Source organism: Agrobacterium sp. FDAARGOS_525, from assembly GCF_003938925.1.
Lineage (GTDB): Bacteria > Pseudomonadota > Alphaproteobacteria > Rhizobiales > Rhizobiaceae > Agrobacterium > Agrobacterium pusense.
Window position 1 is genome coordinate 2,685,967 of the sequence record NZ_RKIU01000003.1, and the last position, 13,758, is coordinate 2,699,724.

Annotated in this window: 14 protein-coding genes and 1 tRNA gene; 6 read left to right on the forward strand and 9 right to left on the reverse strand. The window is 59.6% G+C overall.

Annotation, left to right across the window (positions count from 1 at the left end; genetic code table 11):
- Positions 1-33: 33 nt before the first annotated feature.
- The gene (locus tag EGT36_RS14545; protein ID WP_037093208.1) at positions 34-2,547 is read right to left on the reverse strand and encodes a GcvT family protein; all 2,514 of its coding nucleotides are present in this window, start codon (positions 2,545-2,547) and stop codon (positions 34-36) included.
- 349 nt (positions 2,548-2,896) lie between these two features.
- On the reverse strand, positions 2,897-5,515 hold the full coding sequence (locus tag EGT36_RS14550) for a mechanosensitive ion channel family protein (RefSeq protein WP_037093207.1): 2,619 nt from the start codon (positions 5,513-5,515) through the stop codon (positions 2,897-2,899).
- 137 nt (positions 5,516-5,652) lie between these two features.
- On the opposite strand from EGT36_RS14550, the gene EGT36_RS14555 reads away from it, so the two are divergent.
- On the forward strand, positions 5,653-5,907 hold the full coding sequence (locus EGT36_RS14555) for a GlsB/YeaQ/YmgE family stress response membrane protein (protein WP_004442014.1): 255 nt from the start codon (positions 5,653-5,655) through the stop codon (positions 5,905-5,907).
- Between the two features lie 155 nt (positions 5,908-6,062).
- Positions 6,063-6,138 (forward strand) — tRNA-Lys (locus EGT36_RS14560).
- 162 nt (positions 6,139-6,300) lie between these two features.
- On the opposite strand, the gene tolA is transcribed toward EGT36_RS14560, so the two are convergent.
- Positions 6,301-6,744 carry a cell envelope integrity protein TolA gene (gene tolA / locus EGT36_RS14565; RefSeq protein ID WP_235775131.1) on the reverse strand — a complete coding sequence of 148 codons (444 nt, stop codon included), beginning with the start codon at positions 6,742-6,744 and terminating at the stop codon, positions 6,301-6,303.
- Between the two features lie 403 nt (positions 6,745-7,147).
- Here tolA and EGT36_RS14570 point away from each other — a divergent pair, with 403 nt between their 5' ends.
- The 3 genes from EGT36_RS14570 to EGT36_RS14580 all read left to right on the forward strand — a co-directional run bounded on the left by EGT36_RS14570 (position 7,148) and on the right by EGT36_RS14580 (position 8,277).
- Positions 7,148-7,399, forward strand: coding sequence for a hypothetical protein (locus EGT36_RS14570; RefSeq protein ID WP_004442017.1), 252 nt, complete (start codon positions 7,148-7,150; stop codon positions 7,397-7,399).
- A gap of 201 nt (positions 7,400-7,600) precedes the next feature.
- Positions 7,601-7,825, forward strand: coding sequence for a hypothetical protein (locus tag EGT36_RS14575; protein ID WP_004442019.1), 225 nt, complete (start codon positions 7,601-7,603; stop codon positions 7,823-7,825).
- A gap of 263 nt (positions 7,826-8,088) precedes the next feature.
- Positions 8,089-8,277 (forward strand): hypothetical protein, encoded by a 189-nt coding sequence (locus tag EGT36_RS14580; RefSeq protein WP_004442020.1) that lies wholly within the window; start codon positions 8,089-8,091, stop codon positions 8,275-8,277.
- 130 nt (positions 8,278-8,407) lie between these two features.
- Here the strand turns inward: EGT36_RS14580 and EGT36_RS14585 are convergent, their stop codons facing one another.
- Both EGT36_RS14585 and EGT36_RS30530 read right to left on the reverse strand, forming a co-directional pair.
- Positions 8,408-8,659, reverse strand: a complete 252-nt coding sequence (locus EGT36_RS14585) for a hypothetical protein (protein WP_004442021.1) — start codon at positions 8,657-8,659, stop codon at positions 8,408-8,410.
- 148 nt (positions 8,660-8,807) lie between these two features.
- On the reverse strand, positions 8,808-8,966 hold the full coding sequence (locus tag EGT36_RS30530; RefSeq protein ID WP_004442022.1) for a hypothetical protein: 159 nt from the start codon (positions 8,964-8,966) through the stop codon (positions 8,808-8,810).
- A gap of 259 nt (positions 8,967-9,225) precedes the next feature.
- On the opposite strand from EGT36_RS30530, the gene EGT36_RS14595 reads away from it, so the two are divergent.
- Positions 9,226-9,663: a PACE efflux transporter gene (locus EGT36_RS14595; RefSeq protein ID WP_004442023.1), complete on the forward strand. Its 438-nt coding sequence runs from the start codon at positions 9,226-9,228 to the stop codon at positions 9,661-9,663.
- A gap of 59 nt (positions 9,664-9,722) precedes the next feature.
- Here the strand turns inward: EGT36_RS14595 and EGT36_RS14600 are convergent, their stop codons facing one another.
- Genes EGT36_RS14600 through EGT36_RS14615 form a run of 4 tightly spaced genes read right to left on the reverse strand, consistent with a single transcriptional unit; the run spans position 9,723 to position 13,730 of the window.
- Positions 9,723-10,325 carry an ABC-type transport auxiliary lipoprotein family protein gene (locus tag EGT36_RS14600; protein ID WP_034498940.1) on the reverse strand — a complete coding sequence of 201 codons (603 nt, stop codon included), beginning with the start codon at positions 10,323-10,325 and terminating at the stop codon, positions 9,723-9,725.
- Between the two features lie 15 nt (positions 10,326-10,340).
- Complete coding sequence (locus EGT36_RS14605; RefSeq protein ID WP_004442026.1) at positions 10,341-11,711, reverse strand: MlaD family protein; 1,371 nt, start codon at positions 11,709-11,711, stop codon at positions 10,341-10,343.
- Positions 11,712-11,719: 8 nt separating this feature from the next.
- The gene (locus EGT36_RS14610; RefSeq protein WP_037093204.1) at positions 11,720-12,559 is read right to left on the reverse strand and encodes an ABC transporter ATP-binding protein; all 840 of its coding nucleotides are present in this window, start codon (positions 12,557-12,559) and stop codon (positions 11,720-11,722) included.
- A gap of 10 nt (positions 12,560-12,569) precedes the next feature.
- Positions 12,570-13,730, reverse strand: coding sequence for an ABC transporter permease (locus EGT36_RS14615; RefSeq protein WP_006697379.1), 1,161 nt, complete (start codon positions 13,728-13,730; stop codon positions 12,570-12,572).
- Positions 13,731-13,758 lie beyond the last annotated feature (28 nt).

The following is a 13,758-nucleotide window of genomic DNA, read 5'->3' on the forward strand; positions in this document are numbered from 1 at the left end:
GCCGTATTCCGACTTTGGGAGGGGATTTTGGTCTTATGCGCGCAGAAGCGCGTTGTCGGTATCGAAGGGGCTTTCTTCCACCACCTCGGCGTCATAGGAGGTGCCGAGAATACGGATCTTCAGCTTGGTGCCGACTGCGGCATATTCCGGCTTGAGCATGGCGAGCGCGATCGACTTGCCGAGACGCCAGCCGAAACCGCCGCTCGTCGCGCGCCCTGCAAGTGCGCCGTTTTCATCGAAGATCGCTTCCGAACCGCGCGCATCGACATCCGTATTGCCCGACACGGTGAGCGTCGAGAAGACCGACTTCAGGCCCGCCTCCTTGTAGGCCACCAGTGCGTCGCGGCCGATGAAGCTCTTCTCCGGGCGCAGGAAACGGTCGAGACCCGATTCATAGGCATTGTATTCCACCGAAAGCTCGCGGCCCATATTGCGATAGGACTTTTCGAGCGACATGGAAACCATGGCGCGGATACCGAAAGGCTTGATGCCGAATTCGGCACCGGCTTCCATCAGCCGGTCGAAGATGTAGTTCTGCATCTCGATCGGGTGATGCAACTCCCAGCCAAGTTCACCCACGAAGTTGACGCGCAGCGCATGCGCCGTCGCAACGCCGACGGAAATCTGCTTGCCGGTGAGCCAGGGGAAGTCCTTGTTCTCAAGGCTGGTGCGGGTCAGCTTCTTCAGGAGATCACGCGATTTCGGACCGGCCAGAACCAGCACGCCGTATTTCTGGGTGATCGGCTGCAGCACGACCGAGCCATCGGTCGGCGCCAGGCGGAACAGCACGTCATGGTCATGCGCTTCGAGACCACCGGCCGAAACCATGTAGAAGCGGCCCGGCGCCCATTCATAGACCGTGAACTCCGCCTTCACGCCGCCATTCGGCGTCATAAGATGGGTGAGCGCGATGCGGCCTCGCTTCTTCGGCACCGCGTTGGCGAGAATGCTGTCGAGCCAGGCACGCGCGCCGGGGCCGGAAACCTCCATCTTCGCGAAGGCCGACATATCGAGCACGCCGACATTCTGATGCACGTTCTTCACTTCGTTGCCGACATGCTCGAAGTAGTTCGAGCGGCGGAACGACCACTTCTCAACGATACGGCCATCATCCAGAGCCGGTGCATGGTTATGACTGGTGATGACATCGGCGCCAACGCCGAGGTCTTCCTCACGCAGCGCGTAACCTTCGGGCGCATACCAGTTGGCGCGCTCCCAGCCATAGACGGAGCCGAACACGCCGCCGAGCTTCTTCAGACGGTCGTAAACCGGCGTCGTCTTCAGCGGGCGGGCGGCAGAGCGCTCTTCATCCGGGTAATGCATGGTGAAGACGTTGGCATAGGCTTCCTCGTTCTTGGCGATGAGGTAACCTTCCGTTGCGTAAGGGCCGAAGCGGCGCGGATCGACACCCATCAGGTCGAGCGTCGGCTCGCCATCGACGATCCATTCGGCTAGCTGCCAGCCTGCACCACCAGCGGCGGTGATGCCGAAGGAGTGGCCTTCGTTCAGCCAGAAATTCTTCAGGCCCGGCGCAGGACCGACAATCGGATTGCCATCAGGCGTATAGGCGATCGCGCCGTTATAGACCTTCTTGATGCCCACTTCGCCGAAGGCCGGAACGCGCACCATGGCTGTTTCGATATGCGGCATCAGTCGATCGAGTTCTTCCTGGAACAGCTCATATTCGCTGTCATCGGATGGACCGTCGACATAACAGACCGGCGCGCCAACTTCATAAGGACCGAGGATCAGCCCGCCCGCCTCTTCACGCATGTACCAGGCCGAGTCGGATTCGCGCAGCACGCCCATTTCCGGCAGGCCCTGGCGGCGGCGTTCCTGAATGGCCGGATGCGGCTCGGTGACGATATACTGATGCTCGACCGGAATGACCGGAATGTTGATGCCGACCATCTCGCCGGTCTTGCGGGCAAAGGAGCCCGTGCAGGAGATGATGTGTTCGGCGATGATCTCGCCCTTGTCTGTCGTCACCTTCCAGTGACCGTCTTCAAGCTGCTCGATGGCGGTGACGGTCGTGTTGCGATAGATGGTCGCGCCGCGGTCACGCGCGCCCTTGGCCAGCGCCTGCGTCAGATCGGCGGGCTGAATATAACCGTCATCAGGATGCTGGATGGCGCCGAGCAGGCCGTCCGTCTCGCAGAGGGGCCAGATCTCCTTCACCTGCTCCGGCGTCAGCATGTTGACGCGCACGCCGATGGTCTCGGCAATGCCGGCATAATACATATATTCGTCCCAGCGATCCTTGGTGCGGGCGAGACGGATGTTGGAGACCTTGGAGAAACCGACATTCATGCCGGTCTCTTCCTGCAGTTCCTCGTAGAACTTCACGGAATATTTGTGGATCTGGCCAACCGAGTAGCTCATGTTGAACAGCGGCAGAAGCCCGGCCGCGTGCCAGGTGGAACCGGAGGTCAGCTCCTTGCGCTCGATGAGCACGCTGTCGCTCCAGCCCTTCTTGGCCAGATGATAAAGCGTCGAGACGCCGACGACGCCGCCACCGATCACCACCGCCCGTGCATGTGTCTTCATTTACAGAACCCCTGAAAAGCGCCGGCCTTGCCTTATTCCGCCAGCTTTGGATGGGAGGAATATGAAGCGCTTGCGGGTTGTTCAGCCGCCTGATTGCGACATGGCCATAGGGTGCTGCGACAGGGAAGAAATTGCGGAGCGTGCCGGACGAACGTTGCACAGCTTTGCCGCTCTTTTCTTCTCCCGCCGGAGAGAAGCTGGCGCGAAGGATCGGATGAGGGGCAACGTTGCCGGACTCCGCAGAGCGCGCCCCCTCAACCCGCTGCCGCGACCTTTCTCGCTGGCGAGGAGAAGGGGAAAAGCGGCGAGCACCCTTGGCCGGAACTCAATGTCCGCGATCAACAGCGATCTACGCTTTCGTGCCGGGTTTCTCCTTCGGCTCTGTCGCCTTGTCGTTTTTCGGTGCCTCTTTCTCTGGCGATGCGGCGCCCGTATGGGCCACCACCGCCTTGTCGCCCTCCTCCGAAAGCAGGGCTGCCAGCATCTGCGGATTGGCGTCGCCTTCCACGTGGATGTTGAGGTTGCGCTGCGGGAACGGGATGGCGATGCCCTCCTCGCGGAAGCGCTGGAGAATGGCGATCCTCAGGGAGTTCTTCACGGCAAGCCCATTCGAGAGGTCTGCGAGATGGAAGCGCAGTTCGAAATCCAGCGAAAAGTCGCCGAAACGGAGGAATTCCACATGCGGCTCGGGATTGCGCAATACCGGCGGCTGGGCGCGCACCAGCTCAAGCAGAATGTCCATGACCCTCTGCGGATCGGAATCATAGGCAACAGAGACCGGGATTTCAGCGCGCATGATGCGGTTGCGGTGCGTCCAGTTACCGACGGAGGAATTGATGAATTCGGAATTAGGCACGATGATCGATTGGCCGCGGAAGGTCTCGATTTCCGTGGCGCGCACCGAAAGCCGCTTGACCGTGCCTTCGGTCGTTCCCGTTACCACCCAGTCGCCCACCTTGAAGGGGCGCTCCACCAGCAGGATGAGGCCGGAGACGAAGTTCGACACGATATTCTGCAAGCCGAAACCGATACCGACCGAAAGGGCGGAAGCGACCAGCGCCAGACTGGAGAGGTTGAGGCCGGCGGAAGACACGCCGAAAATGGCCGCAACCGCAATGCCGAGATATCCGATGCCTGTTTTGACGGAGTTGCGTACGCCGGCATCCACCTGGCCGCGCGCCATGACGTTGCTGTCCAGCCACTTCTGGAACCAGCGGGTGATGATGTAACCGATGGCGAAGACGAGAATGCCGCCGAAAATGCCGATCAGCGAGATCGAGGCATTGCCGACGGTGATACCCGTCAGCAGGCGATAGGCCCAGCTTTCTATATCGCCGGGCTGGAAGCCCCAGGAAAACAGGATAAGCGGCACACCGAAGGTCAAGGCCACGGCATAGATGCCAAGCCCCGCCACAAGCCCGGCCTGATCAAGCGGCACGGGTCCAAGGCCATAACGGCGGGCAAGGTAACGGCCGACGAGCGATTCGGCGAAGGCGCCCTGCCGGGAAATGGCCTTGCCTGAGAGAATGCCGATATACATGGTGGCCAGCACCGCGCCTGTCGCAACGATCTGCGTGGCGAGGAAGCGCGCAAGACCGACATAACCCGTCAGGCACGCGCCGATGAGAACGAGGCCGCCGATGCGCAGCAGAATGACGAGCCAGCGCGGCAGGCGCTGGTTGCCGGTCTCGTAATCCTGCCCCTCGCCGATCACCGGCCTCAGGAACGATACGGCGAGCAGAATGAGACCGATGATGATCGAGGCGACGAAACTCTTGGCAACGGTGACGATAAGCGGCGAATAAAGCGTCTCGCTGATGGTGCCGAACAGATAATCGAGACCATTCACCAGCGCCATCAAAAGCACGGCCGAGGACAGCTGATGTGCGCCGCGATTGGAAACCTTCAGCAGGCGCCATTCCGGCTGCGTCGGCGCAAAGATCGCATAGCTCAGCCGCGACACGAAATAAACGAAGCCCGTGACCGCCATGGCGCCGAACAGGATCGGCGCGATGTCGGACCGCAACACGTTGAAATTATCAAGGAAAAACGCCGACGTGAGCAGAAACAGGAACAGCGACAGCGACTGCACCATGGTGGACCAGAAGGCCACCGATAGCCGTCTCAAATAGGATGGTGCCCCCGTGAAGGCGCGCCGCTCCATACGACTGCCGAAAAGACGGTAGCCGCCAACCAGAAACAGCAATGCGGCCATGATCGACAGCGTCACCGCCCCGAACATCGGCAGCCGCTTGTAATTCCATACATAGGCTGCCCAGCTGCTGAACGCATTGTTGAGGTTGGTGAGCTCCGTCAGGAAGGCGGATGAGGCATCACCGAGCGTCTCGGCGGAGACTTCCGTTCGCTTGAACAGCGTTGCGGCAAACAGCGCTCGGCGGACGGCTGTTATATTGTTGGAAATTTGTGCGGCATTATTGGCCGTGGCCTCCACCTCGCCGGCCATGGCATTCACTTCGCCGCGTTCCGCCGTCAGCCGGTTACGCTCGTCCGTCACCATGTCGGCTTCCGGAGGCTGCCCTTCGCCGGGCGCGGCACCCAGTGCATCCAGCCGGGTCTTGATCTGGTCCAGTCGCGCGCGAAGCTTGGTGTTGGTTGCGGCAGCATCGGCGGCGATACCGTCCGCCCGCCCCTTGAGATCGACAAGCTGGGCGTCATCGCGTCCGCCTGCCTCCACCTGTCCCGAAATAAACGCCAGATCCGATTTCCATTTTTCCAGATCGGCTTTTGCCTGCTCGATGGTCGAGGGCTGGATGGCGCCCGGCGCCGTTGGCGTCGTCGCCTCCTGCGCCGAGACAGGCGCAACGCTCAAGACGCTGAAAAGCGCAAAAATCGCAACCAGAAAGGCGGCAAGTCCGCCGCCCCGCCGGCCACGGCCCGCCCGCTTGTGAAGCACTCGCCTGTCGCTCATCCATCCGCCAAACATCAACCGCACATCCACGCCTTTCATCTCTTGCACCGCATCAGGCTATTTAGCGCCTGCAGCGCGGAAAACCACCCGCATGAAGCGAGGTTTTCAGGAGTTTACCTTGCTTTTCCCCGCGCGAATCATCACCTTTGATCGTGCAGCAAACATGGGAGGAAATCATGGAATCTGCTGGCATTGGCTGGATTGCAGCCATCATCATCGGTGGCGTCGCGGGGTGGCTCGCCGAACAATTCATGAAAAGCAATATGGGTGTTTTCATGAACATCCTTCTCGGAATCGTCGGCGCCATCATCGCCAACGCCATCCTTTCGGTCTTCGGAATCGTTTTGACCGGCTGGCTGGGATATTTGATCGCCGGCTTCATCGGCGCTTGCATCCTCATCTTTATCGGGCGGGCGTTCAGGCGCGGATGACGAAAAGAAAAAATCCGTAAAACCCTGGATTTCCAGGCTTTTCCAGCGCGGCCGAAATTTTTTCGTCACAAAAATCGAAGAAATTTCATTTACGCGCTGGACAAGCCCAAACTTCCCCTTTATACGCCCCCTCACACCGCCACACGGTGCCGGTCGGGTGATTAGCTCAGTTGGTAGAGCAGCTGACTCTTAATCAGCGGGTCGTAGGTTCGAGCCCTACATCACCCACCAAATTTCTCCATAATGACAAGACGTTGCGATGCCGGATTGAAGCATCGCGTGAGATTCGGAAGCCTCGTCTTAGGTCTGGCATTCCGCGCGATAGCAGTAAATTTGCTGCCGGCAGTCACGACGCCAGCGCTCGAAGCGGCGCGTGTTTTCGCCTGACCTCCTCTAAAGTTCCAGCGTCGGCACAGGCTCTTTTACACCGACAAAACGCGGCGCCAGCGGCCGGCCGGCGATACGGCTTCCAAACTGCTCGGTAAAGGGAACAGGTGCCGCCCGCCTTACCGCCTCGATGGCGGATTCGATGAAGGCCCTGCGTCTTGGACTATCCTCCTGCGGGCGCGCGGCAATCACCACCACCTTGTCCCTTATCCTTCCGTCCTTGTGCAAAATGAACTGCAGCGTCACCACCAGTCCCTCCGTGTCCTCCGGCGGCACCCAGCAGGCGAAGATGGCATCGAACATTTCGTTGAGATTGCCGACAGGCGTAGGGTCCTTGCAGGCGCGCGACTGAGCGGAAGCCTGCGTCAGGAAACCTGTCAGCACGATGGCGCAGGCCACAAGGCCCGAGAGCTTGCCGGTCGGGCAAGCCGGGAATGAAAGAATGAACAAATTTGCTATCCTTTCCTTGCGACACAGCCGCAGGATGGTGAGCCCGTGCCGCTTGTCAGTAAGTGATGGCTAAAATATCAATGAAATAACACTCGGATTTATCGCCTAACCTAGATACAAAATTATGAAGCAAAAATACTCATGAACCTTATAAAATCTATCAAAAAAAATATTTATATTACATAATATATTACCCAATAAGCCCCTCTTAATCAAGATATGCATTAAAACCGCACCCCAGAAAGGAAATTGACATAATCCCCGGGCGGTTTTTCAGTCATGCTGCGTCGAGGCACCCAACGATCCCGGGATGCCTCTTCAAATTCTTGCGATGAAGCGGACGAAAGCGCGATTCTCGGCGTTGCGGTGACGTTACTTCCGCAAAGCTGTCTCAATCATCCCTATGATCGAGATTATGAGATTACTCATCACCATATTGCTGTTCGTCCTCGGCGCGGTCGGGAGCGGGGTATGTGCGTTTTTATTATCGGCAGCCCTTGCCGATTCCGGCCTCCTCGGCTCCTGTTTCGAGGGAAGCTGTGCTTTCGCGGCGCTTTTCATGGTGCTTCCGGTCACATGGTTCGTCCTTTTCGCGCTTTATGTCATGGCTCTGCTGATCTGGAGACGAAAACCCTTCCGCAACCGAAGCCTCTGAAAAAGCGCATCCCCGCCTCATCGCTACCGGGCATTCGTTGACAGCGACAGGCACTTGCCGTTAACTCCCGCCTGCTGGGGGATTCGCTGCCAGTGATATCGGGCCCTGCGGGGCATATCCGGTATCACCGGCCTCTGAATGTGCATGTTCCAATTTGCGTTCGCGTTTGAAGGACATGACGGAAAACAGGGAGACCAAACGATGCGGGCCGCAATCAATTCCCCGTCGCTTTCGATCGACACCATGGACTATCAGGCCGAGTGCCAGTTCGCACTGGAACCCTCCATTCAGGGGCTCATTGAAAAAGCCGAACATGCCGGCTGGAACCGCCAGCAGGCCGCACTCGCCATCGTGGCGCTCGCCAGCGAACATCTCACCGATATGTTATCGACGCTCGCAGCGCCGGACCAACGCCCCCACTCCTGAATGCATCCTGCCGCCGGGGCGGATCAGCGCCCGGGTACTTCTGATATTCATCCCCACACACCGATCCCTAGGCTGGCGTAGGCTAAACGCCTCCACCGCAGGCGCATGATGCGCCTTGCGGAGCCGTGCCGGGCCCCACGCCCGCTGCCACGTGATACGCCCCTGTTTACCCAGCAATGTCGGAATGGCGCTGACAGCCTGCCTTAGTGTTGACACAAGCGGCCAATAATGAGAACATATAGTGAACATTATGGAGGTCAGCGATGAACACAGCAGACGCAACCATAGAAAATGCCCTCACCGTCGTGGCCCGTTCCCGTGACATGCGCGAGCGCGCGCTGGAACGCCGGCGCGAATTGCAGCGGCGCACCGAGGTCATCATCACCCGGCCGCTTTACGTGCTGAAGAAGAGCGAAGGACCGCGGCAATTGTCGCTGAAGCTCGACAGCTGAGGCTGTCTGCCTTTCTGGTAACGTTCAAACGCTGCAAAACGGCGGCGGCGCGACGCAGCAGACAATGAAAAATCCCGTGCGGATCACATCGCGCACGGGATTTTCAGAATGAAGAGATCATGGTCCTGTCTTATTGCATGCGTTGCATTGCGGCTTCGGGCTCGCCGGTCGTGGCAACCGCCGCGGCGGGAAGGCGATCGGTCTTTTTCAGGATGACGACGGGCTTGTCAGCCGGTTCCGTCGGCGGAACGATGCTTGCGGTTTTGAATTCGCGGTCGACGGCAGGGACGGAAGCGTTGATCTTTTCATGACCCGCGCATTCCGCAAGCGCTGCGCTGGCGGAAAAACCAAAGACAGCGGCGATAATGAGAACTGATTTCATGTCATTCTCCCTTCGCTTTTATGGCAATCTCCAGTCTAGGTGGAGACGAACCGGATTGAAAATCACACTTTAGAGACACCTTATAAACTTCACGTCGGCAGTCGTCGTTTTGATATGCGAATGGTGCGCCAGAACTGGCCGTGCTTTGTTATTTCTTCCGCAGATCCAGCGGATTTCCGCAAAGCGGTCTGCGAAATATCATCGCCACGTAACTTCCCTTGAGGGAAATCAGGCTTGGCGTGTAAGTCGAAACCTTAGCCTGGTTGGCGGCCTTAATCGTTCTTCCTTCGAGGGAATTCTGCTGCATTGCACGACTCCTTCCGTAAGCGATAACGAAAATGCACTGGTCTTGTTCCGATCACGGTTTCGTTGGTGCAGTCGAAAGAATGAACGTGTCGCCGCCTGTTTTTTCTTCCGCGGCGGCGAGACGAAGCAGGCGGAAGCCTCCCCAAGTCCCCCATGCTTGAAAAATCCGCCCGAAAGCTATATATGACCAGGCGCGAGGACGACCTCGGCCACATCGGCGACAGCATGCGGGACGGCCCGGTCACAAACCGGAGAATAGAATGCGCTCCCTCCAAGATCGTATCCGCCACGCCCTCAGTTTCGAGATCATCGGGCTTCTGCTGGTCATTCCACTCGGCGCATTGCTGTTTGGCATGCCCATGGAGGATATCGGCGTCGTGGGCCTCGTCAGCGCCACGCTCGCGACCATCTGGAATTACGTCTATAATCTCGGCTTCGACCACGCCATGCAGCGCCTGAAGGGCACCACGCTCAAGACACCCGCCATTCGGGTCGGGCACGCGGTGCTGTTCGAACTCGGCCTTCTGATCGTCCTGATGCCCTTCATCGCCTGGTATCTGAATATCAGCCTTGCCCACGCGCTGGTGATGGATATCTCCTTCGCGCTTTTTTACGTGGTCTATGCTTTTGTCTTCAACTGGAGCTACGACCGCGTCTTCCCCCTGCCGGAATGGAAGTCGCAGCAGGACGCCGCCTGAAACGATCGGGAAAATACCGATAGCGTCCGTGCCGGCACCGCGCCTGCACGGACCAACCTTCAGAGAGACTTCAGCGTCCAGGCCACAATCTCACGCGTCGCGGCGGCAAAGGCCTGGTCGAGTGCTTTCACGAAATTGGCGTTGCCTGAGCCGCTGACGCGGGCGCTGGAACGGAACACCTCCTGCGCCTTCACCGTGCCGTTGCGGTCGTTGAGGAGCTTCACCGAGATTTCGATATTGGCGAGGTTCTTCGCCGTATCGATCTCGAAGGCACGGATATCGCTCACGACCTGATAATCGATCGCCAGCCCCTGCCCCGGCCGGCCGACGCCGCCGAGTTTGCCGGTATCCTCGAACGCTTCCACGAGCTTGGATTGCACCATACGCGGCAGGCGGTCGCTCCACTGCGAATTGCCGAGATATTGCACTTCCGAGCCCGAAAGCCGCACCACGATGTTTTCGCTGTCCAGCGCCTTCAGGGCGGTCGGATCGGCAATCAGCAGCTGACGGCTTTTCAGCGACGGCCCCTGCGTCACCGCCGCCGGCGAGACGGAGAGATCGAACGTATCGTTCTTCGGCGCGCCCGCGCAGCCCGCCATCATTGCAGCAAGCAGCGGAGCCAGAACGAGGGCGCGGCGTTGGCCGTTCATCGATAGTCTCATTGGCCCATACCCCTCTTAGCGCCTTGTTCTGCCGTCATATTGTTTCACGGTTTCGCCGCCGAAAATCAACCGTTGCGGATCGCGGTCGATATTGGTGATGGCATTGTTGAGATTGTCCACCGTCTGTCGCGTGCTGCCGATCAATGCCTGGAAATCTTTCAGGCCCGAGCTTGAGAAGCGGGTCAGATTGTCGGCGATCGGCCCGATGCGGGCATTGAGATTGTCGGCCACCGCCTTGAAGGAGGTGAGCGTCTCACGCGCCTTGGCAAACAGCGAATTGGCGTCGTCAGTGCCGAGCATGCCGTCCACCTTGGCGAGAATCCCATCAACGCGGCTGGAGGCCAGGTTCAGCTTGCGGCCCATCTCGGTGAAATCGGACACTGCCTGATCGATATCGGCGCGCCGTGCGCCCACATCATCGGCGATCCGCTTGAAGTTCGCGACAGCATCGCGCGCATCGGCGGTCGCAGAGGAAACGTCGTCAACCACGGTGCCCACCTTGGCGGGATCGACGGAGGCGAGAAGCTCATCCGCGCGCTTGACGACCGTCTGCACTTCCGTGCTTGCCGCCTCGAAATTGCGCGCCGTGCTCTGCACCGTTTCCATGATGCCCTGAATATCGCTCGAAGCCGACGCGACATCCTTCGTCACCTTGTCGACATTGGACAGGATGGAATCGATCTTGCCGGCATCCACTGCCTTCACCAGATCTTCGATGGCGCTCAGCGTGCCGTCGAGGCGCACCGAGACCGACTGTACGGTGGTGGAAAGCGAGCTGAGGCTGGCAATGAAATTCTTGATGCCATCGGAGTTTGCCGCCAGCGCATCGGAGAATTTTTCGGCATTGCGAACCGTCTGCGTCAGCGGGCCGCGCGCATCCTGCACGAAGCCCTGCAATTCGCCGATGGCGCCATCGGCGCGCTTCAGTATCTTGTCGGCGGTGGCAAGCAGGTTGGTGACGCTGGAAAGATCGGCCGTCAGCTCGGCCGGAACACCGCTTTCGACAGCTTTCTGCAGAATGCGCTCGCCATCCTTGTTGCCGCCGGAAAGCTCGATATACGCCGCTCCGGTCAGGCCCTGAATTTCAAGCACGGCGCGTGTGGAAGGGAAAACCGGCGCATCCGCCTGTACCTCTGTAAAGGCGATGGAATAGGCCGGGTCGTCGCGGTCGATTGCAAGCCCGCGCACCGTGCCGACGGGAATACCGTTGAAGCGCACCGGAGAGCCGACCGAAAGGCCATTGGCGGAGCCCGGAATACGCACCACAAGCTGTGCTGTCGGGCCACCGCGGCCGAATTCCGCCATCCAGTAAACGAAGCCGAATGCAGCGGCGATCACGATCAGCGTGAAAATTCCGACTATGGTGTAGTTCGCCTTGGTTTCCATGCTTCTCGTTACTCCACCGGATGTTCCTGCCTGTCGTCCGGAAGAACGACAGAGCGCGCCCGTTTACCGCGGAAATAGGACTGCACCCACGGGTCGTCGCAGGCAAACATGTCCTGCAGCGTCCCTTCCACCAGCACCTTCTTCTGGCCGAGAACCGCAATGCGGTCACAGACGGAGAACAGGCTGTCGAGATCGTGCGTCACCATATAAACGGTCAGGCCGAGCGAATCGCGCAGCCGCGCGATCAGCATATCAAATTCCGCCGCCCCGATGGGATCGAGGCCGGATGTCGGCTCATCGAGGAAGACGAGGTCGGGATCGAGCGACAGCGCCCGGGCAAGCGCTGCGCGCTTGATCATGCCGCCTGACAGTTCGGACGGGTATTTGTCGCCCGCATCGGGCTTCAGCCCCACCATCTCGATCTTGAGATAGGCAAGCTCGTCCATCAGTTTCTTCGGCAGATCGAGATATTCGCGCATCGGCAGCTGGATGTTTTCCTTCACCGTCAGGCCGGAAAACAGCGCGCCCTGCTGGAACAGCACCCCAAGCCGCTGGTCGAGCCTCATGCGCTCGTCCTCGCCCGCCTTGTCATAGTCAGAGCCGAGAATGCTGATCGTGCCCGCCTGCCGTGGCAAAAGCCGCAGGACCGTGCGCATCAACACGGATTTTCCGGCCCCGGAGGGACCGATGAAACCCAGGATTTCGCCGCGATAGACATCGAGATTGAGATCTTCCAGCACGTTCCGGCCGTTAAAGCCGACTGTCACGCCCTCGACGGAAAGCACCACCTCGCGGCCGTCTTTTCCGGTGTTTGTCTGCTGCTGCGGTTTCTGGTCCAGTGTTTCCAACGCGCCCTCCCTAGAAATCGATGGCTGCGTAGAAGATGGCAAAAAGACCATCCACCAGAATGACGACGAAGATCGACTTCACCACCGAGGAGGTGACGTGCTGGCCGAGCGATTCCGCCGAGCCGCCCACTTTCATCCCCTCCACCGCCGCGACGATGCCGATGATGAGCGCCATGAACGGCGCCTTGATCATGCCCGCTGCGATGGTCGATTCCTCCACCGCGCCATGCAGACGCGAGAGGAACACCTCAAAAGTGATGCCGGAATAAAGCAGCGCCACGATGGCAGCACCAAAAAGCGCGGCAAAATTGGCGAGAATGGTCAGAAGCGGCAGCGCAATGGTGAGCGCCACCAGCCGCGGAAACACCAGCACGCCCACGGGATTGAGGCCAATCACCTTCAGCGCGTCGATTTCCTCGCGCATCTTCATGGAGCCGATTTCGGCGGTGATGGCGCTGCCGGAGCGGCCGGCGATCATGATCGCAGTCAGCAGCACACCGATTTCACGCAGCTGGAGAATGCCGACCAGATCGACGACGAAGACCTCAGCCCCGAAATATCTGAGCTGGAACGCGCCTTGCTGGGCGATGATGGCACCGATCAGGAACGACATCAGCATGATGATCGGCACGGCGCGCACGCCCATATGGTCGATCTGGTTGACGATAGCCGCCGGCGAGACGCCACGCCCGCGTCCGAGCTTCATCTGCGCACCGCGCACTGCCGAGCCCAGAATATACATGCCCGCCAGGAAATCCGCGCCGTTCTGGACCACGGCCTTGCCGATCGGAGAAAAGATGCGCTCCACCAGGCCCTCGCGCGCGACCGGCTCCGCCTCCATCTCCGCCTTGTCGGGCAGCTGCCCGATCACCTGCTCGATACGGTCGTTGCCGCTGAGCGTGACGGTCGCACCATTCGCCTCGAGGTCCTTGCGCAGGCGCTGGATGATCCAGGCGCCGGTCGTATCGATGGACTCGACGGAGGAAAGCTCGATCTCCACCGGGCCGGCGGGTCTGCTTTTTTCGATCTTATCGAGATCAGGCAAAACGGCGGAGAGATTACTGTTGCGCCAGGAGCCGCTCATGACATAGCGCAGGCCGCCGCCGGAGACGGCGCCGTCTTCGGTGATTGCGGCCGGGGTCGCCTGTTGCCGTGTGTCCTGTTCTTGCATAATGCTCCGAGCGAATGCAGCCGTCACG

Excerpts from the sequence above, each read along its gene's own strand:
- EGT36_RS14605 (WP_004442026.1), bottom strand. The coding sequence starts at position 11,711 with ATGGAAACCAAGGCGAACTACACCATAGTCGGAATTTTCACGCTGATC.
- EGT36_RS14545 (WP_037093208.1), bottom strand. The coding sequence starts at position 2,547 with ATGAAGACACATGCACGGGCGGTGGTGATCGGTGGCGGCGTCGTCGGC.
- EGT36_RS14550 (WP_037093207.1), bottom strand. The coding sequence starts at position 5,515 with ATGAAAGGCGTGGATGTGCGGTTGATGTTTGGCGGATGGATGAGCGAC.
- EGT36_RS14580 (WP_004442020.1), top strand. The coding sequence starts at position 8,089 with ATGAACACAGCAGACGCAACCATAGAAAATGCCCTCACCGTCGTGGCC.
- EGT36_RS14600 (WP_034498940.1), bottom strand. The coding sequence starts at position 10,325 with ATGAGACTATCGATGAACGGCCAACGCCGCGCCCTCGTTCTGGCTCCG.
- EGT36_RS14555 (WP_004442014.1), top strand. The coding sequence starts at position 5,653 with ATGGAATCTGCTGGCATTGGCTGGATTGCAGCCATCATCATCGGTGGC.
- EGT36_RS14570 (WP_004442017.1), top strand. The coding sequence starts at position 7,148 with ATGATCGAGATTATGAGATTACTCATCACCATATTGCTGTTCGTCCTC.
- EGT36_RS30530 (WP_004442022.1), bottom strand. The coding sequence starts at position 8,966 with ATGCAGCAGAATTCCCTCGAAGGAAGAACGATTAAGGCCGCCAACCAG.
- EGT36_RS14595 (WP_004442023.1), top strand. The coding sequence starts at position 9,226 with ATGCGCTCCCTCCAAGATCGTATCCGCCACGCCCTCAGTTTCGAGATC.
- EGT36_RS14585 (WP_004442021.1), bottom strand. The coding sequence starts at position 8,659 with ATGAAATCAGTTCTCATTATCGCCGCTGTCTTTGGTTTTTCCGCCAGC.
- EGT36_RS14575 (WP_004442019.1), top strand. The coding sequence starts at position 7,601 with ATGCGGGCCGCAATCAATTCCCCGTCGCTTTCGATCGACACCATGGAC.
- EGT36_RS14615 (WP_006697379.1), bottom strand. The coding sequence starts at position 13,730 with ATGCAAGAACAGGACACACGGCAACAGGCGACCCCGGCCGCAATCACC.